The 17,154-nt window shown below is 42.1% G+C and carries 21 protein-coding genes; 16 read left to right on the forward strand and 5 right to left on the reverse strand.

Annotated features, from left to right (window positions below; all coding sequences use genetic code 11):
* Positions 1-180: 180 nt before the first annotated feature.
* From J7E38_RS04745 to J7E38_RS24045, 3 genes are all read right to left on the reverse strand, one after another.
* Positions 181-600: a pyridoxamine 5'-phosphate oxidase family protein gene (locus J7E38_RS04745; protein ID WP_214709941.1), complete on the reverse strand. Its 420-nt coding sequence runs from the start codon at positions 598-600 to the stop codon at positions 181-183.
* Positions 601-686: 86 nt separating this feature from the next.
* Positions 687-926, reverse strand: coding sequence for a hypothetical protein (locus J7E38_RS04750; protein ID WP_214709939.1), 240 nt, complete (start codon positions 924-926; stop codon positions 687-689).
* 47 nt (positions 927-973) lie between these two features.
* Positions 974-1,096 carry a hypothetical protein gene (locus tag J7E38_RS24045; RefSeq protein ID WP_285291706.1) on the reverse strand — a complete coding sequence of 41 codons (123 nt, stop codon included), beginning with the start codon at positions 1,094-1,096 and terminating at the stop codon, positions 974-976.
* A gap of 285 nt (positions 1,097-1,381) precedes the next feature.
* On the opposite strand from J7E38_RS24045, the gene J7E38_RS04755 reads away from it, so the two are divergent.
* The 11 genes from J7E38_RS04755 to J7E38_RS04805 all read left to right on the forward strand — a co-directional run bounded on the left by J7E38_RS04755 (position 1,382) and on the right by J7E38_RS04805 (position 10,334).
* A complete protein-coding gene (locus J7E38_RS04755) occupies positions 1,382-2,113 on the forward strand; it encodes a hypothetical protein (RefSeq protein WP_214709938.1) in 732 nt (243 codons plus the stop codon).
* Between the two features lie 199 nt (positions 2,114-2,312).
* The gene (locus J7E38_RS04760) at positions 2,313-3,785 is read left to right on the forward strand and encodes a UDP-N-acetylmuramoyl-L-alanyl-D-glutamate--2,6-diaminopimelate ligase (protein WP_214709936.1); all 1,473 of its coding nucleotides are present in this window, start codon (positions 2,313-2,315) and stop codon (positions 3,783-3,785) included.
* A 503-nt stretch (positions 3,786-4,288) separates the two neighbouring features.
* Positions 4,289-4,588: a metal-sulfur cluster assembly factor gene (locus tag J7E38_RS04765; RefSeq protein ID WP_214709934.1), complete on the forward strand. Its 300-nt coding sequence runs from the start codon at positions 4,289-4,291 to the stop codon at positions 4,586-4,588.
* A 163-nt stretch (positions 4,589-4,751) separates the two neighbouring features.
* Positions 4,752-5,117, forward strand: coding sequence for a hypothetical protein (locus J7E38_RS04770; protein WP_214709932.1), 366 nt, complete (start codon positions 4,752-4,754; stop codon positions 5,115-5,117).
* A 149-nt stretch (positions 5,118-5,266) separates the two neighbouring features.
* A complete protein-coding gene (locus J7E38_RS04775) occupies positions 5,267-5,365 on the forward strand; it encodes a YjcZ family sporulation protein (RefSeq protein WP_079508178.1) in 99 nt (32 codons plus the stop codon).
* Between the two features lie 26 nt (positions 5,366-5,391).
* Entirely contained in the window at positions 5,392-5,523 is a 132-nt protein-coding gene (locus J7E38_RS04780; protein WP_214709930.1) for a YjcZ family sporulation protein, read from the forward strand.
* 252 nt (positions 5,524-5,775) lie between these two features.
* Complete coding sequence (locus tag J7E38_RS04785) at positions 5,776-6,303, forward strand: RNA polymerase sigma factor (RefSeq protein WP_214709927.1); 528 nt, start codon at positions 5,776-5,778, stop codon at positions 6,301-6,303.
* On the forward strand, positions 6,287-6,904 hold the full coding sequence (locus J7E38_RS04790; RefSeq protein WP_214709925.1) for a hypothetical protein: 618 nt from the start codon (positions 6,287-6,289) through the stop codon (positions 6,902-6,904). Before J7E38_RS04785 ends, J7E38_RS04790 begins: the two co-directional genes overlap by 17 nt.
* A 138-nt stretch (positions 6,905-7,042) precedes the next feature.
* On the forward strand, positions 7,043-8,335 hold the full coding sequence (locus J7E38_RS04795; protein WP_214709923.1) for an ABC transporter substrate-binding protein: 1,293 nt from the start codon (positions 7,043-7,045) through the stop codon (positions 8,333-8,335).
* A gap of 140 nt (positions 8,336-8,475) precedes the next feature.
* Positions 8,476-9,468 (forward strand): carbohydrate ABC transporter permease, encoded by a 993-nt coding sequence (locus J7E38_RS04800; protein WP_214709921.1) that lies wholly within the window; start codon positions 8,476-8,478, stop codon positions 9,466-9,468.
* Positions 9,465-10,334 (forward strand): carbohydrate ABC transporter permease, encoded by an 870-nt coding sequence (locus J7E38_RS04805; RefSeq protein WP_214709919.1) that lies wholly within the window; start codon positions 9,465-9,467, stop codon positions 10,332-10,334. The genes J7E38_RS04800 and J7E38_RS04805 overlap by 4 nt, the downstream gene beginning before the upstream one ends.
* Positions 10,335-10,374: 40 nt before the next feature.
* On the opposite strand, the gene J7E38_RS04810 is transcribed toward J7E38_RS04805, so the two are convergent.
* Together J7E38_RS04810 and J7E38_RS04815 are read right to left on the reverse strand one after the other, a co-directional pair.
* A complete protein-coding gene (locus tag J7E38_RS04810) occupies positions 10,375-10,611 on the reverse strand; it encodes a hypothetical protein (protein ID WP_214709917.1) in 237 nt (78 codons plus the stop codon).
* Between the two features lie 184 nt (positions 10,612-10,795).
* Positions 10,796-11,248 carry a YkvA family protein gene (locus tag J7E38_RS04815; RefSeq protein WP_251030202.1) on the reverse strand — a complete coding sequence of 151 codons (453 nt, stop codon included), beginning with the start codon at positions 11,246-11,248 and terminating at the stop codon, positions 10,796-10,798.
* Positions 11,249-11,532: 284 nt separating this feature from the next.
* Here J7E38_RS04815 and treP point away from each other — a divergent pair, with 284 nt between their 5' ends.
* The 5 genes from treP (at position 11,533) to J7E38_RS04840 (ending at position 17,151) form a co-directional block, all read left to right on the forward strand.
* On the forward strand, positions 11,533-12,939 hold the full coding sequence (gene treP, locus J7E38_RS04820; RefSeq protein WP_214709914.1) for a PTS system trehalose-specific EIIBC component: 1,407 nt from the start codon (positions 11,533-11,535) through the stop codon (positions 12,937-12,939).
* 37 nt (positions 12,940-12,976) lie between these two features.
* On the forward strand, positions 12,977-14,662 hold the full coding sequence (gene treC / locus J7E38_RS04825) for an alpha,alpha-phosphotrehalase (protein WP_214709911.1): 1,686 nt from the start codon (positions 12,977-12,979) through the stop codon (positions 14,660-14,662).
* Positions 14,663-14,997: 335 nt separating this feature from the next.
* Positions 14,998-15,408 carry a YugN family protein gene (locus J7E38_RS04830; protein ID WP_214709909.1) on the forward strand — a complete coding sequence of 137 codons (411 nt, stop codon included), beginning with the start codon at positions 14,998-15,000 and terminating at the stop codon, positions 15,406-15,408.
* A 107-nt stretch (positions 15,409-15,515) separates the two neighbouring features.
* Positions 15,516-16,697, forward strand: a complete 1,182-nt coding sequence (locus J7E38_RS04835; RefSeq protein ID WP_214709907.1) for an alanyl-tRNA editing protein — start codon at positions 15,516-15,518, stop codon at positions 16,695-16,697.
* Between the two features lie 241 nt (positions 16,698-16,938).
* Positions 16,939-17,151 (forward strand): hypothetical protein, encoded by a 213-nt coding sequence (locus J7E38_RS04840; protein WP_214709905.1) that lies wholly within the window; start codon positions 16,939-16,941, stop codon positions 17,149-17,151.
* Positions 17,152-17,154: the final 3 nt, after the last annotated feature.

Genomic DNA, 17,154 nt, shown 5'->3' on the forward strand with positions numbered 1-17,154 from the left:
GGTTTTTAAAATAAAATTTGTGAAATGTTTCACATTGTTTATATCAATAGATTACAATAAACCTATTTTTATATCAAGTCATTTTATGCTGTTATTTTTAACAAATGTTTGAACAAAATCCGGCATGTTCTTCGATATATAAAAAGATGGAGAGGGGATTTTCCCGCTCTCCATCGCGATTTATAATCTCAACTCTTCAGGTTCTCCATGATCATTCATGAGCCGGATCGTTTCTGGTTTTATTTCCAGGATGATGAACTCGGGATCATTTGGGCTTTCAATCCATTTCTTCATTCTTTCATTCCAGAATTTATCCTTTAAGCTATGTTCTTCCCGGATCGCAGCCTTGCCCTGCACTTCGATATAGGCATCACCCATTCCTTCGCCTTCATATCCAAGCAGGATATGGACATTGGCATTCTTTTCAATTTCTTCAGCTTTATATGTTTCCTTGCTTGTCGGGGTGTACATTGTCAAATCTTCATGGAAGAAAGTCATATAGCGTGTGTGCGGCTTATTATCCACAACGGTCGCAAGGGTTCCTACCTTTGACTCACCGAGAACTTCCATGATTTTTTCCTTCAAAAGTTGTTGCTCCATTTCGTTTCCTCCTTTTTGTGCACCTTCTTACTATTCACTTTTTTGCCTGTGATAAACCAAAAAGCCCTGGAATCCCAGGGCTGTTGCTATAATTCATTATCAATATCAACATTGTACTTCTTTTCACTTGAAGACGAATCTTTTGAATGGTGACCGTCCTTTTCTTCTTGCTTTTCCTGATTGAGGTCTTCCATCGGAATCGTGTCTACTGTCAATTCACTTTTGTATCGATCATGGAGGCTTTTCGTCCGGGTTTCATACTGTTCCGGGTTGTCCATATTTTGAGTATTATCTACTGGTATAGGCTTTTTATCATCTTTTTTCAATATTTCTCACCTCACTGATTAATTCTTCCGAGTATCGCACTTAATGCCTACTTATCATCTTTTGACTCTTCCTGAGGTTTTACTGGATCCCTTTGAGGCTCGATATCCTTATTGTGCGCTTGCTTATTCTCCTGTTCTGGTGAACCATCATTGTGATTTTTTTCTGGCATGATAAAACCTCCTTTTACATTGAAAATACCCTTTCACATCAATTTAAAACAAACTTCCGTTGCGAGGAAGGTAATAACACAGCCTTTGCTATCACATAGAAGTAACTAGATGATTACCCAAAAGCGAGGTCCGCGAATGAATAGACCCCAACTTTATCAATTCATGGTGTCATGGCACTTTAAACCTGGATTCCAATTAACCACGCTGTCCAATGTCTTTTGTGCCGGGAAAGTTCATATAGTTAGAATGTATGTTTAATTATTGGAATATGGAGGGGGAGCGTGATGATTATCATCCGGTTTCCAGATGCTGCAGGCAAGCAAAAGCTGCAGAATCTGTCTGGGAAGCAGAGGGAAATATACGAGCATCTGGATCATAGCCTGACTTTGTTTGAGTTTGACTCAACCTTTCAGCTCCTATTTGAAATCAGGCTAAGGGAAAATATCATTGAAACGGCACTGAAACTGAAAGATGCTTCGGTGGCCTTCACTTCGTTCAAATACTCTAAATTCAATCCGATTTATTGGACAAAAGGACCAAGAGGTTACCTTTTGAATCCAAATGCACGACCGTCTGATGCCATTTCTGACATTTTTGAAAATGGGCAGGAGTATGGGTTTGAATGCTCTACCGCAATGGTGATCATTTTTTACAAAGCAGTCCTCGATTCCATCAGGTTGACGGATTTTGACTATTTATTCAGGGGACTGCTTGTCTGGAACTGGAATTATGACCCTGATTTGGCCATCATAACCTTGGAAGGGAGTGAGTTTATCCCCGGTGATGTGGTTTATTTCATGAACCCTGATTTCGAAATGCCCATCTGGCGAGGCGAAAATGCGGTTGTCCTGGGAAAAGGATTATATTATGGGCATGGAATAGGTATTGGAACGGCTAAAGAAATGATTGAGGCTCTTAACACCCTCCGGAAAGAAGGCTCAACAACGTCAGCCTTTATGCTGCAGCAACATAGCAGGCTGAACTCTAAGTACTTGTCCCAGTTCTCCGGCAGATAATCCCAGAAAACAGTAAAAGGCTGGCTGTATTGCCGGCCTTTTTTGCTGCTTCTTTCTGCTCATTTTTTTTAAAGTGATTTCTTATACAATTTACGAGGCATAGTTTTAGAAATTGGGGGAATATAAAAAGAGACATATTCTATACGTTTCTAGGTTCCAGATGTGGAATTTATAGGCAGTTAAAAAGGGAGTTTTGGAAATGAGATTATCAAAAGTACTTGAAGCCCTCGGCGGCAGTTTGAAAAAATACATAAACGATGCAGATCCTGATTTGGCAGGTATACAAATGGATTCACGAAAGGTGAAGCCAGGGGATTTGTTTGTTGCGATTTCTGGTTATCAAATTGATGGTCACCAGTTTATTCAAGAAGCAATTGACAATGGTGCTGCTGCCGTTATTGGAGAAAATGAGCTTGAAATTGCTGTACCGTATATCCAGGTATTTGACAGCAGACTGGCTCTAGGGAGGGCTGCAAGTGCTTATTATCAACATCCGTCAAGAAAGCATACGGTGATTGGCATCACAGGCACAAACGGAAAAACGACGGTTTCATATATTTTAAAGCATATTCTTGAGCATGCCGGCAAAAGTTGCTCTTTGCTCGGCACGGTGTCTTATATTATAAATAATGAAGTGTACAAGCCTTCGAATACTACTCCAGATGCCTTGCAAATCCAGGAATTAATGGCAAACAGCAATGATGAATTTGTTGTTCTAGAGGTGTCTTCACATGCCTTGAAGCAGTATCGGATTGAAGGATTGGAACTGGATTATGGACTGTTCACGAACCTTTCCCATGACCATCTGGATTATCATCCGACGATTGAGGATTATTTCGAGGCAAAAACACTGATGTACAATTACATGAAGCAAGAAGGTTCAGCAGTTGTCAGCATGTTGACCGAGTGGGGAGAAAAACTGACCGATCTATTGAGTGCCAAAGAGATACCTGTCTATTCAATGGGAAATAACGAAACCGATGATTTGAAAATAGGGGATATCAAGCTGAATGGTGCAACAAGGTTTGAAGTCAAAATGGGAGGGATTGTCTATCCTTTAACTTTTCCTTCTCCTGGTCTCCATAATGTCTATAACGCTGCGATGGCTTTTTTGACAGCAATAAAAATCGGCATTCATCCTGATGTGATCACGGACGCATTAAAGACTTTCCCAGGTGTGCCGGGAAGATTCGAAATGATTTCACATCCGGAGGGTGCAACATTCATTATCGATTATGCCCACACGAAGGATGCAATTGAATACTGTCTGCAGGCGGCTCAGGAGCATGATGCCGTGAAGATCAAGCATATATTCGGATTTCGCGGAGAGCGGGACAAGACGAAAAGAGAGCATATGGTAAAAGCGTCTGCGGCAATGAGTGATGAATTCATTTTGACATTTGATGATCTGAACGGTGTTTCGGAAGATGAGATGGAGGATGAATTAAAGGAACTGAATGAACGGTTTGGGATGAATAAGGGAAAGGTCATCACCGACAGGACGATCGCGATCCAGGAAGCCTGGGAAAGCGCCGGGATGGGGGAATGGATTCTCATCACAGGCAAGGGCCCCGAGGAATATCAGACCATATACGGACTTCCGACATCATCCGATAAAGATACGCTGCTATACTTACAAAAACAGCAGGATAAAGAAAAAATAATCGGCTGAACCATCCGCAGGCTGTAACTACTCAGCCTGCGGATTTATTTATAAAGGCTCTATTAAACAAGACTGTTGATTTTCGTTCCAGGCGCTTCGCTTTCCGCTGGAAGAATAATGAAAAAGCCCTACTGCCGGCTTTTTCAAAAGGCAATTCTTCCTGGCTGGCGCTGAGCCTCCTCGTCGCTTTGCTCCTGCGGGGTCTCACCTGACCAGCTGCGCCCGCAGGACATTGATTAGCTTACTGAATCAGCCCACGCACGATGGAAATGCGGTAGCATTTTCGGAGCAGTATACGCGCTTTCCACTACAATCAACAGGTGTAAAAACAACAATGGGCTTTAACAGCGCCTTTAAAAATAAACCTTCTTGTCAGGAAATGACACAAATTAGCCTTTTAATCATGACAATAATATGAAAGCTGTAGTAAGTTACTCCAAATTTTTTTCACCATCTTTTATCATATAAGTAAGTGCTATAAAGGCATGACTTTATGAGAGGAGGCATTCACTATGGATAAGATTGATATTTATAAAATGCTCGAAGAAGTAAAAGAACCAATGCTCGGAGTCGATATTGTGAACCTTGGCCTCGTCTATGAAGTCAGTGTCAAGGACGATCGGGATGTGGAAATCGTGATGACCACCAGGAATGAGAATTGTATGCTTGCGGACTATATCGCGCTCTCTGCCCGGGAGCATTTGACGGACCAGATGAAAAATCTTGAGCATATCGACATCAAAATGGTTTCCGCCCCAAAATGGACTAAGGATCGCATGACGAGATATGCAAAATTTTTATTGGATCTTTAATATAGACATCCCCATGAAGATTGCAAAGTCTCCTATGCGATCTTTTTTTCGCCTTCATCCTGTAAAAGATGTCTTGGAATTTCTTCCATACCCCAATATAAGTTTACTTTTAAACGAATTGTCTTTTAGAATGTGAGTTGGGGGAAAAATGGAGGCATCAACTATGATTTATAAAAAAATATCAGGAATCAGCATGTGGAAATTGAACAGAACATTAAAGAAACTGGCGTTTGCACGAATGGAATTGGAGAAGCAGATGAAGAAAGAACTAATCGTGGTCCTGCTCGAGCCGAAAAAAGATAAAGTGCTTGCCAGCCCGGAAGAGATAAAGGAAATTGAGAGGTCAGTGCAGGAATTAAGCGGGTTTGAAACGTTGAGGATTTGCCTTCTTGAAGATTGCAAGCCGGTATACAGAGAAAAACTGACGAACACTGGAGTATCAAGGTGGCTGGAAATACCAGTGAATCCTTTGATTACATATGAATTTTTGTATGAGAATCAGGAAGAACAAGTGCAAAAAATTGGATAACAACAGGCAGAAAGAGGACCTTCCACGGTTCTTTTTTTTTGTTTGCCTTTTTTAATTTTGAATTGGGCTAGTATTTTTTTTGGTGTTTAATTGCACAAATGTCCCGGGTTGAATAGGATATAGGGACACAAAAAAAGGAGGTTGTTACGATGTCAGATGGATGCGGCTACGGCGGAGGTTTTGCTTTGCTTGTTGTTTTGTTCATTCTTTTAATCATTATCGGAGCGTCTTGGGGTTTCGGTTACTAAAGTGAACTTCAATAGGAGGTTTTAGAATGTACGGATATGGCGGATGCTGTGGATATGGCGGCTACGGCGTAGGAGGAGTTGGATACGGCAGCGGATTTGTATTGATCGTTGTGCTGTTTATCCTCTTGATTATCGTCGGCTGCTCATGCTATCGCTAATAATGTTATCACAGGCGTCTTGGTCAATCCCGACAAGCGCTCGAGCTGTAAAGTGATCGAAGTGAGTGATAAAAAGGTGCTTGAACCACTCGTTCAAGCACCTTTTACTTTAATCGGACACACTTTTGGTTAAAAAGAATGATGAAAAAAAATTGAATTCCTGTTATTTTTAGTTAAATTAAAAATATTCCGAAAATAGTGTTGCTTTTTTTGCGCTTGTTCGTCTAACTGTTTGTAAAAGGGGGGAGAAATTTGAGCGATTATTACAGCATCCATTTCCAGAAGGTATACGAGGAATACAGTGATAAGGTATTCGGTTATTTGCTGCTATTGACCGGAAAGAAGGAAGTCGCGGAAGATTTAACCCAGGAAACTTTTCTAAGAGTGTACAAGAACATTCACCAATTTAATGGAGACTCACAAATGTTCACATGGCTTGTGAAAATAGCACGAAATGTGGCAATTGACCACTTAAGAAGAGGACGAAGACTGCGGTTTTTCTCATTGGACAAGTATGCGATCCAATCAAGTCAGCCTTCTCCGGTAGAAATTATTGTAAAAGGAGAAAAGACATCACTACTTTACAAAGCAATCAAAGCTTTGAAGCTAAGCTACCAGGAAGTGTTGATTCTAAGGAAAATCAAGGAATTTTCGATTAGAGAAACCGCTTTAATACTTGGATGGAGCGAAAGCAAAGTGAAAATTACCACTTCCAGGGCAATGGCCGCGCTAAAAAAAGAGTTGAAGAGAAGAGGGGAACTAATTGAGGAAATCATTTGAACTAGAAGATAGCTTCAGGAATCTCAACCAGATACCCAGGTCGGAAATTCAAAAAAGGAAAACCTATAATAACATCCTCCAAACCGGAAAGCCTGAAAGGCAGCTGCACTACATAGTAAAAACCTGGACAGGCAATTTCCTGACATTTGTGATGATTCTTGCGTGTGCAGCATTCCTTTTTACGGAAGTACAAACCCCGGCATATGATGGAGAAACTGCTCTCAAACCGGCACAGTTCTTAGCGGCAAGCGTTCCGGTCATAACCTATCTGGCAAAATCCGATTCAGCAGACCAGTTTAATCTGAACTTTAACCTGACCAGAAAGGGAGTGACCATCATTGATGAACCTTCCTGGATGGAGACGGTGAATAAGACCCTCAGCGGGCAAAGCAGCGGGAAGGATGCCGCATCCCCTGACGAGGCTTATGATGTATTGGTGGTCTATGAAAACCGGAAGCCGGATAAATGCAAATTATGGATTGACGGTGATACTGTATATATCAAAAAAATGAAAGGACAGCTTGTTTACAAAATTGAAAAAGAAAAATCAGAAAAGGTCATTGCAATGATCAGGGACATGGAAAAACAGGTTCAATTTTGAGCCTGTTTTTTTTATTATTCTGATGATGCTTTAGTACTATTTTAAAAAAGTATCGAAAAAGACGTTTAGAGTGCCGAAGGAGGTGGTAAAAGTGGGGTTGTACTTATAAATCAACTTGAATATACAGGAGGATCAGAGATGAAGAGGGGTCTAGCAATACTTTTAGCAGCATCCATGCTTATCGGATTGCTGGCTGGATGCTCAGGGGAGCAAAAGGCAGAAGCGGAAAAAACGAAAGACGGGAAAGTTGTTGTTGATTTCTGGACATTCTGGGGATCAGAAACACGACGTCCGATCATCGAAAAAATCATTGATGATTACAACAAGTCCCAGGACAAAGTTTTTGTGAAGCACACCTTCCTGCCATGGGGTGATATCTGGACAAAGAACCTTGCGTCCGTTGCAGCCGGAAATCCAGCAGATGTCATCGTCAATGATATCAATACTGTTGCCCAGCGTGCTGAAAACAAGCAGGTTGAGGATTTAAGCAAGTATGTTGATGATTCATTCAAACAGCAGTTTTATCCTCATCTGTGGGATACAGTCGAACATGATGGAAAGACATACGCAGTACCATTCAACACAGATACGCGACTTCTTTTTTATAACAAAAAAGCTTTCAAGGAAGCAGGACTTGATCCTAACAAGCCACCTGCAACCTGGGCTGAACTTGAAGAATATGCTCAAAAGTTAGATGTGAAAAATGGAGATAAATATGATCGCGTTGGTTTCTATCCGCTATGGGGAAGTGTCGGTGCTTCCAGCTGGATGACGAACGCAGATAATGGGAAAGGCTTCATCGAGGACGGAGAGTTGGCGATCAACACTCCGAAAAAAGTGGAAGCACTCAATTGGATTCTTGATTGGAAAGAGCGTCTTGGTGAAAAGACAGTCCAGGCTTTCCAGGCAGAATTCGGCAGTGAACAATCTAATCCTTTCATTGCAGGGAAAGTTGCAATGTGGGTTGATGTAGGAACATTCTATACTCAATTACGAGATTATGGTCAGGATGTTGAATTTGGCGTAGCACCAATTCCTGCCAAAGAAGAAGGCGCAGGGAATTGGGCAGAAGGCGGCGGTTTCGTAGTTGAAGTACCAAAAGGATCCAAGCATCCAAAGGAAGCAATGGACTTTATTAAATATTTGACAGATGTTGAAGCCCAGAAATATTGGGCTGTCAAAAACTATGATAATGTAGCGAATATTGAAGCAGCTGAAGCGGCTCTCAATGAACTAGAAGGCCCGGATAAAATGGTTTATGAAGCTTCAGTCAAGAATCTGGACCAAACAAAGATGTTCCCGGTACCAGTTGATTATCCTGATTACCAGAGCAGATTGAACCCGCATATCGACAATGCTTTATTAGGAAAAACAGCTCCTGAAAAAGCATTGAAGCAAGCGGAAGAAGATATTGAAAAAATGAAGAAGTAATTTAAGAAAAAGAGAAGGCGCAAACCGCCCTTCTCTTTTTGATAAGGTTCTTTTGTGAAAATACTGAAAAGATGGTTGGCTGTTTTTTTCTGAATTATCACTCGTTTTTTCTCATATGCAACAAGGGGGTTTAGGAAAGTATGAAGTCATCGGAAAGTACATTAGTGCACACAGAAGCTGGGCCAAAAGTAATAAGTGAACGTAAGACTGCTGAAGCAGCCCGGACGAAGGGTCTAAGCAGAAAAGCAAAAGACAATCTCGCTGGTTACTTATTCATTTCTCCATGGATCATAGGATTTCTCGGCCTGACTTTGGGGCCATTGCTGTTCAGTCTGGCTGCTAGTTTTACAGATTACAATATTACGTCAAAAATGAATTTCATCGGTTTGGAAAACTATAAACGCATGTTTACAATGGACGATTTATTCCGCACTTCTCTTTTTAATACTCTTTATTATGTTATTTTCTCGGTTCCATTGACGACTGCGGGCGCGATTATTCTGGCTGTCCTGCTGAATCAGAAAATCAAAGGGATGAAGTTTTTCCGGACAATCTATTATCTGCCGGCGGTTTTATCCGGTGTGGCAGTTTACTTTCTCTGGATGCAGCTTTTGAGTCCTTCGACTGGCCTTGTGAACACAATGCTTGGCTGGTTCGGCATTGACGGTCCGGCCTGGCTGTTTGATCCTGAATGGACCAAGCCTGCATTGTTATTGATGAAAATGTGGAGTGTAGGCGGAGGAATGCTGCTATACCTTGCCATCATGCAGGGGGTATCCCCTCAAATGTATGAAGCGGCAGATATTGAGGGAGCCTCACCATGGCAAAAGTTTTACCATATCACCTTGCCGATGATTTCTCCGATTATCTTTTTTGATGTCATCACAAGTACCATTGGTGCTTTTCAAATCTTCCAGGAAGCGTATGTCATGACGGAAAACGGAAGTGGCGGCCCTGGAAATTCGCTATTATTCTATAATCTGCATATGTGGAACAACGCATTTGAGGTCTTTAACATGGGATATGCTTCGGCAATGGCATGGCTGCTGTTCATCATAGTGATGATCTTGACAGCAGTGAATATGAAGCTCGGAAAAAGATGGGTGCATTATGAAGGGGGGGACGGCAAATGAGTTCAGTGACAGCTCCAAAATTTCATGAGACTAGAAAGTTCAAAGATAGGGTTAGACTTACATTTGTGACGCTGCTGCTAATTGCCGGCAGTACCCTGATTTTACTGCCATTATGGTGGATGATTTCGACTTCACTGAAGTCACCTGCTGAGATTGCGCAATATCCACCTACATTTTTCCCTAAGGAGTTCAATTTCAACAATTATATCGAGGCCTGGCAGACTGCTCCTTTCACTCGCTGGGCTTTGAATACGCTTTTCCTTGCGACCGTCGGTACGATCGGAAGTGTAGTTGTTAACTCATTGGTGGCTTATGGTTTTGCAAAAATCAAATTCAAAGGCAGGAATGCTTTATTTGTCCTGGTTCTTTCAACCATGCTTATCCCTGGATTTGTGACGATGGTGCCGCAATATATCCTGTTTTCCAAGCTTGGCTGGGTGAACACATACCTGCCTTTGCTCGTACCGGCATTCCTTGGCAGTGCTTTCTTCATTTTCCTGCTTCGCCAGTTCATGATGGGGATTCCAAATGAGCTGATCGAGGCGGCCGTACTCGATGGAGCCGGCCATTTGCAGATCTGGTGGCATATCATGCTGCCATTGACAAAGCCTGCTTTGATCACAGTGGCAATTTTTTCATTTAATGGTGCATGGAATGACTTATTGGGACCACTGCTGTATATCAATGATGAAAGCATGTACACATTGCAAATTGGTCTGCAAACCTTCAAGGGTACTGTCCAGACACAGTGGCATTATTTGATGGCAATGTCTGTCACGGTATTGCTGCCAGTCATTCTGTTATTCTTCTTTTTCCAAAAGTACTTCATAGAAGGCTCGAATATCTCATCCGGAACAAAGGGGTGAAAAAAAAGGATGCTGAAAAAATTCAGCATCCTTTTTGGGCTTAGTTTGTTACTGGGCAGGTGGTAAGCCATACGCCAGAGACACAGGTTCTATAACCATTATAGTAGGCATATTTTGTGCATTGCCAGCATGTGTAGCCCTCAGGATTGATGCCGGTCTTACTTTTATAATCCTCAGTTGGACTGGTATTTCTGTTCGAACTTTGTGCAGAAGAGGCTATGACAGAACCAGAGAAAACAAGCATCAAAACAAAGGTCAACATGAATAGCTTTTGCATGATTCTTCCCCCTTATTTTTCGATAGCATATAGTAAACTTTGTAAAAAATTTACTATTACTTTAAGTTACGGAAATGATGATTGAATTAGAATAGGACAAAATGTTTATTGTGCAAATGGCCACTTTTGTACTAGAGAGGGAAGAGGGAATTTTCCCAAGAAAAAAAGCCCGACAAGTTTCGGGCTAGTTCAGAGTTGGTGTATTATTGTCAGCTGGAGTTTCTTCTATTGTGATATGGTTTCCTCCATACCTTTCCTTCCAGATACGGAATTTTTCCAAATCGTTGGTGATTTGTTTCAGAACGAATCCAATCACGGCAGCATCGTCGACTATTCCAAGCCCGATGAGGAAGTCTGGTATTAAATCGATGGGAGATACAAAATAAATTACTGCGGCGATGATGGTCATGATTGATCCAGTCGGGATCTTTCGGTATTCCCCGCGACGCCAGGCTCCTACTAAATCGAACAGAAGCTGGAGGTTGTCCCAACTTTCAGCAAGGGCCCCTTTGTTCTCATCTGCCTTCTTGCCGGCATCTTTTATTAGAGCATCCGTTTTTTCTGGCCGCTTGATATATTCCTTAGCTTTGGATTCAAATCTCTTATAGCCTTCTTCAAGTTTTTTTGTCCCTAACATCATAAACACCCTTCCGTCTCAATTTCATTATTTTATATTTTTACCCTTAGATTTCAGTAATCAAAACAAATCTGTCATTTGGTAATTTTTTTCATAAGCAGCGATCATCTTGTGATGGCGGTTTTTATTGGTGTTTTTGGGGAATGTAAAAGATGATTAAAATCATTGACTTATCTTGTATATACAAGTAAAATGAGAGCGTAAACATGATGTATATACAAGTGTTCAAGGTTCAAAGCTATTTTTTTATATTAAATGAAAACGGTAACAGGAGGAGAGCGACTATGGATCGCAAGGCAGTTGAACAAATTGTTGAGGCTGTTGGCGGCAAAGAGAATATCGCCGCAGCAACTCATTGTGTGACTAGGCTTCGTTTTGCATTAAAGGATGAAGGAAAAGTAGATAAGGATCAACTGGAGGATAATGATCTTGTAAAAGGGTCATTTTCAGCGAATGGTCAATACCAGGTAGTCATTGGCCAGGGTCTTGTCGATAAGGTATACGCGGAAATGGTAGCGATTACCGGAATTGGGGAAGCCTCAAAACAAGAAATCAAAGATGCGGCAGCGCAAAACTTGAATCCGCTGCAAAGGGCGATCAAGACACTTGCCGATATCTTTATTCCAATCCTGCCGGCGATCGTGACTGCTGGTTTATTAATGGGTATCAATAATATCCTGACCGGGAAGGATATTTTCTTTGAAGGAAAAGCGTTAATCGATGTATATACCGGCTGGGCTGATTTTGCGAGTATCATCAATTTAATTGCCAATACTGCGTTCGTATTCCTGCCTGGTTTAATCGGTTGGAGTGCGGTAAATAAATTTGGCGGAAACCCGCTGCTTGGTATTGTACTGGGACTCATGTTAGTCCATCCTGATTTGCTGAATGCCTGGGGATACGGAGCAGCAAAAGAAATCCCTACATGGAATTTATTTGGACTGACTGTTGAGAAGGTTGGCTATCAAGGACAAGTATTGCCAGTATTGTTAGCTTCTTATGTACTTGCGAAAATGGAAATTTTCTTGCGTAAGCGTATCCCTGATGCTTTTCAGTTGTTGACGGTAGCTCCGATTGCTTTATTGGTAACTGGTTTCCTGTCATTCATCGTGATTGGGCCAATTACTTTTGCAATCGGTAATCTGATTACTGACGGTGTTGTCGGTATTTTCGATGCGGTGCCTGCTATTGGCGGACTGATTTACGGCGGTCTATATGCTCCGCTTGTCATCACCGGTATGCACCATACCTTCCTTGCGGTTGATTTGCAGTTGATTGGTACAATTGGCGGAACATTCCTCTGGCCGATGGTCGCACTTTCAAACATCGCTCAGGGGTCAGCGGCTTTTGCAATGATGTTTGCTGAGAAAGACAATGAAAAATTAAAAGGTTTATCTATGACTTCAGCTATTTCTGCCTGGCTTGGAATAACGGAGCCTGCCATGTTTGGTGTGAACCTGCGCTACAGATATCCGTTCATTGCAGCCATCATCGGTTCAGCCATTGCCGGAGTTGTCATTACACTCCGCGGTGTCATGGCGCCTTCGATTGGTGTCGGCGGTCTGCCTGCTTTCCTGTCAATCTTCACAGAGTTCTGGGGAGTGTTCTTCATTGGAATGGGCATCGCGCTTGTCGTACCATTTGTACTGACATTCATTATGGCCAAGACGAGAAAAAAGAAAGAAGCATAATTAATTGATTGATCCTGATGGAGGTGGAAGTATTATCATGACTGAACCATGGTGGAAAAAGTCGGTTGTCTATCAAATCTATCCAAAAAGTTTTTATGATACGACCGGCAATGGAACAGGCGACCTTCCGGGGATTATCGCCAAACTGGATTATTTAAAGGAACTGGGTGTGGATGTAATCTGGCTTACGCCAATCTATGATTCACCTCAGCGGGATAACGGTTACGATATTAGGGATTATTTCAAGATATATGAGGAATACGGCACGATGGAAGACTTCGACCGACTTCTTGAAGAGGCCCATCGACGCGGAATCAAGCTGATCATGGATATCGTTGTGAACCACTCATCAACTGAGCATGAGTGGTTCCAGGATGCAAAGAAATCCAAGGACAGTCCATACCGTAACTATTATATTTGGAAAGATCCTAAAGAAGATGGAAGTGCCCCGACAAATTGGGAGTCCAAATTTGGCGGAAATGCCTGGGAGTACGATGAGGAGACAGGACAATATTATCTTCATTTATTCGATGTGACCCAGGCTGACTTGAACTGGGAAAATGAACAGCTGCGCAATGATGTATATGAAATGATGCATTTCTGGTTCAAAAAGGGCGTTGATGGCTTCAGGCTTGATGTCATCAATCTGATTTCAAAGGATCAGGATTTTCCTGATGATGATGGTTCCGTGCCTCCAGGTGATGGCCGTAAATTTTACACGGATGGTCCGCGGGTTCATGAGTATCTGCAGGAAATGAATCGAGAGGTATTCTCTAAATATGACAGCATGACGGTCGGCGAGATGTCTTCGACTACGATTGAGAACTGCATCAAATACTCGAATCCAGAGCGAAATGAATTGAGCATGACATTCAATTTCCATCATTTAAAAGTAGATTATCAAAACGGCGATAAATGGACACTGGCTGATTTTGACTTCCTTGCACTTAAGCGGATCTTATCTCTTTGGCAGGAAGAAATGCATAAGGGCGGAGGATGGAATGCACTGTTCTGGTGTAACCATGACCAGCCGCGTGTTGTTTCCCGTTATGGAAATGACGGTGAGTACCACCGGGAATCTGCTAAAATGCTCGGAACGGCAATTCATATGATGCAGGGTACACCTTATATTTATCAGGGTGAAGAAATCGGGATGACCAACCCTTATTTTGAAAACATCGAGGATTATCGCGATGTAGAATCCTTGAATATGTATAAAATCAAAAAGGAAGAAGGCATGCCTGAAGAGCAAATCCTGAAAATCCTTCAGAGCAAGTCACGTGACAACTCACGGACCCCTGTCCAGTGGAATGCCGAGGAGCATGCCGGCTTTACAAAAGGGACTCCATGGATTGGTGCAGCGGAAAATTATCAGAGTGTGAATGTTGAAAATGCGCTCGCAGATGAAAACTCAGTTTTCTATCATTATAAGAAGCTGATTCAATTGCGAAAGCAATACGATATCATCACATATGGCGATTACCAGCTGATTCTCGAAGATAACCCTGACATCTTTGCTTATGTCAGGAACGGACAGGATGAAAAGCTGCTCGTCGTGAACAATTTTTATGGGAAAGATACGGTTTTTGAATTGCCGGATACTGTTGAAGCAGAGGGATATAATGTAGAAATCCTGCTCTCCAACTATGCTGATAGAAGTATAGATGTGTCACGGGTCAATCTTCGTCCGTATGAATCTGTAGTGTATCTTTTGACGAAATAAATGATTGGTGGAGGCCTGATTGCGGCCTCCACTTTTTCTGTTTATTGAAAAATGTAGAGAATAAGGTGAATTTCGTAGAGAATATCCAGAATTTCGTAGAGATTATGGTCGTAACCGTAGAGAATAATTGCGAAACTGTAGAGATTAGCGGGTAACTCGTAGAGATTTGCCTGTTTTAGAAGGGGGCATTACCACGGTACCTATTCATTTACAACGAAAGTGCCCTGTTTGATAGCTAACCATATATCTTACCAGTGTGTTCCTGCATGTTTGATAACCTTATTGCGGTGGAAAAAGTGAATATACCGAATCCAATACGAAATGAGGTTTGCAAAATGGTACCGATTCAATCAAATTTAGACGGTAAAGAGGTCCCGGTGGGTGAATTGAAGCAAAAACTCGAGCCGCTTGGCTTCACAGTAAACGGCAACTGGGAATATGACCATGCCTTTATCGATTACAAAATGAATGATGATCATGGTGACCAGCAGTATGTCAGGATTCCTTTCAAGTCTACTGGCGGTCCGCTTGACGATGATGGAACATTCGTCCAGATGGGGACACCGTTCCTCCTGGATCACCAATTTGAAACAGATGTGGATGAAGAAGGGAATATAGGGGCCCTGACTGGTTCATTCGACCAGTTCAAATCACCTGCCGACAAGGACGCTCCATTTCCGGAGGAACTTGTGGAACGGGGAAGAGTATTGATCAGCAAAGCTGAACAGGCTCTGGGCACTTTATAAGTGATGAAGACAGCTTCCGTTTAAGGGAGCTGTCTTTTATTTAGGAATTAGAAAAAATGGTATACTGAAAAGCATAAGTTGTTATGATCGGGAGCGTGAATTTGACCATGGAGAATAAGTTATATTATCAAGATGCTTACATAAGTAGCTTTAGTGCTGAGCTGGTCAGGCAGGGGTTGGATGAGTCAGGCAGGAATTATGCAGTATTGACTCAAACAGCTTTTTACCCGACAGGCGGCGGCCAGCCATTTGATACTGGTATTCTGAATGGAGTAGAAGTTGTGGATGTCGAGGAAATTGACGGAGAGATACGCCATTACATAAAAGAGCCGCTGGAAGATGGAATGCCTGTAGAAGGGAAAATTGATTGGGACCGCCGGTTTGACCACATGCAACAGCATGCTGGACAGCATATTCTTTCGGCAGCGTTCGAGGAACTGTATGGCTATAAAACAGTCAGTTTCCATTTAGGGAAAGATACGCTCACAATCGACCTCGATATAGAAAGTCTGTCAGCGGAGGAAGCTGACAGGGTAGAGGAGCTGGCTAACCGGGTGATCCTTGAAAATCGGCCAGTCATGACTAAATGGGTCGATGAGGACGAATTAAAGCAATACAAACTCAGAAAAGCATTGTCAGTCTCGAACAACATCAGGCTCGTCATCATACCGGAATTCGATTATAACGGCTGCGGGGGAACACATCCAAACAGCACAGCCGAAGTAGGCCATTTGAAAATCCTCGGATGGGAAAGACAGAAGAAAATTATCCGTGTTGAGTTTGTATGTGGGCAAAGAGTGTTGCGCGAGCTCGGGCAAAAGCATGACATTCTTAAGCAGCTGGCGGTTCTGCTGAATGCACCTGAACAGGAAATGGTGTCCGCGGTCAACAGACTGCTTGGCCAGAAAAAGACATCCGAAAAGTCAATCGAGGAAATGAGAGACCAATTACTAAAATATGAAGCAGCTGATCTGGCTGCAGCCAATACAGAAGAAATCGTCAGCCGTGTTTATCAAAATAGGGGGATCCAGGAACTTCAAAAGCTTGCCAGGATGCTCGCTGTACAGGCTGAGGACAAGGTATTCTTGCTAGTGGCTGAAAATGATGACAAACTTCAATTTGTTTTTGCCCGGGGTAAGAACACCCGCGGCAATTTGAAAGAATGGTCAAAACATGCTCTATCAATGATTGACGGCAAAGGCGGAGGCAGCGACCAGCTTGTTCAGGGCGGAGGCAGGTTCATGCCAGGTGAGGAATTCATCAGTGAGATTTCCAAGATTATCAAGTAATATAAATATGAACACACCATGAAAAAATTTGTGTAAATTAAGGAAGAACGACATGGTTCTTAAGGTGTGATTTTAACTGTAATGAACGTTTTCAAATCAATATTTTTCTCGCAAACTAAAAAGTAGAGACTAATATCCTATTTTTTACAGCGTAACTGGGTATAGATGAAAGTTTTACCATTTAAAAATAGGTTTATCTCCCTCATAATGGAATTCAACCAGAGAAATAGGGGGAATCAGAATGTATGAAGTTGAGAGAGGATCTGTAGAAGAGGCAATCATGATCCTGCAAAATCTCGGTCTTAAAGTGAATGAATACGAGAAGACGAATTCAATGATTCCAGTAGATAAATATAAAGAGTTATTGGAATTCACGATCGCAGTAGCCAGAAAAACGAATGATATCACTGTCACAATAGATGAACTTATGGACGATATAGAAACGAGAATGTAATAA

This window comes from Bacillus sp. ISL-35 (assembly GCF_018613355.1).
In the GTDB taxonomy this organism is placed as follows: Bacteria; Bacillota; Bacilli; order Bacillales; family Cytobacillaceae; genus Mesobacillus.

Bases quoted from the DNA above. Each gene is read 5' to 3' on its own strand.
- J7E38_RS04800 (WP_214709921.1), top strand. From the start codon at position 8,476: ATGAAGTCATCGGAAAGTACATTAGTGCACACAGAAGCTGGGCCAAAA.
- J7E38_RS04765 (WP_214709934.1), top strand. From the start codon at position 4,289: ATGGATAAGATTGATATTTATAAAATGCTCGAAGAAGTAAAAGAACCA.
- J7E38_RS04795 (WP_214709923.1), top strand. From the start codon at position 7,043: ATGAAGAGGGGTCTAGCAATACTTTTAGCAGCATCCATGCTTATCGGA.
- J7E38_RS04760 (WP_214709936.1), top strand. From the start codon at position 2,313: ATGAGATTATCAAAAGTACTTGAAGCCCTCGGCGGCAGTTTGAAAAAA.
- J7E38_RS04755 (WP_214709938.1), top strand. From the start codon at position 1,382: ATGATTATCATCCGGTTTCCAGATGCTGCAGGCAAGCAAAAGCTGCAG.
- J7E38_RS04810 (WP_214709917.1), bottom strand. From the start codon at position 10,611: ATGCAAAAGCTATTCATGTTGACCTTTGTTTTGATGCTTGTTTTCTCT.
- J7E38_RS04805 (WP_214709919.1), top strand. From the start codon at position 9,465: ATGAGTTCAGTGACAGCTCCAAAATTTCATGAGACTAGAAAGTTCAAA.
- treC (WP_214709911.1), top strand. From the start codon at position 12,977: ATGACTGAACCATGGTGGAAAAAGTCGGTTGTCTATCAAATCTATCCA.
- J7E38_RS04835 (WP_214709907.1), top strand. From the start codon at position 15,516: ATGGAGAATAAGTTATATTATCAAGATGCTTACATAAGTAGCTTTAGT.
- J7E38_RS04775 (WP_079508178.1), top strand. From the start codon at position 5,267: ATGTCAGATGGATGCGGCTACGGCGGAGGTTTTGCTTTGCTTGTTGTT.
- treP (WP_214709914.1), top strand. From the start codon at position 11,533: ATGGATCGCAAGGCAGTTGAACAAATTGTTGAGGCTGTTGGCGGCAAA.
- J7E38_RS04745 (WP_214709941.1), bottom strand. From the start codon at position 600: ATGGAGCAACAACTTTTGAAGGAAAAAATCATGGAAGTTCTCGGTGAG.
- J7E38_RS04830 (WP_214709909.1), top strand. From the start codon at position 14,998: ATGGTACCGATTCAATCAAATTTAGACGGTAAAGAGGTCCCGGTGGGT.
- J7E38_RS24045 (WP_285291706.1), bottom strand. From the start codon at position 1,096: ATGCCAGAAAAAAATCACAATGATGGTTCACCAGAACAGGAGAATAAG.
- J7E38_RS04840 (WP_214709905.1), top strand. From the start codon at position 16,939: ATGTATGAAGTTGAGAGAGGATCTGTAGAAGAGGCAATCATGATCCTG.
- J7E38_RS04815 (WP_251030202.1), bottom strand. From the start codon at position 11,248: ATGTTAGGGACAAAAAAACTTGAAGAAGGCTATAAGAGATTTGAATCC.
- J7E38_RS04770 (WP_214709932.1), top strand. From the start codon at position 4,752: ATGATTTATAAAAAAATATCAGGAATCAGCATGTGGAAATTGAACAGA.
- J7E38_RS04780 (WP_214709930.1), top strand. From the start codon at position 5,392: ATGTACGGATATGGCGGATGCTGTGGATATGGCGGCTACGGCGTAGGA.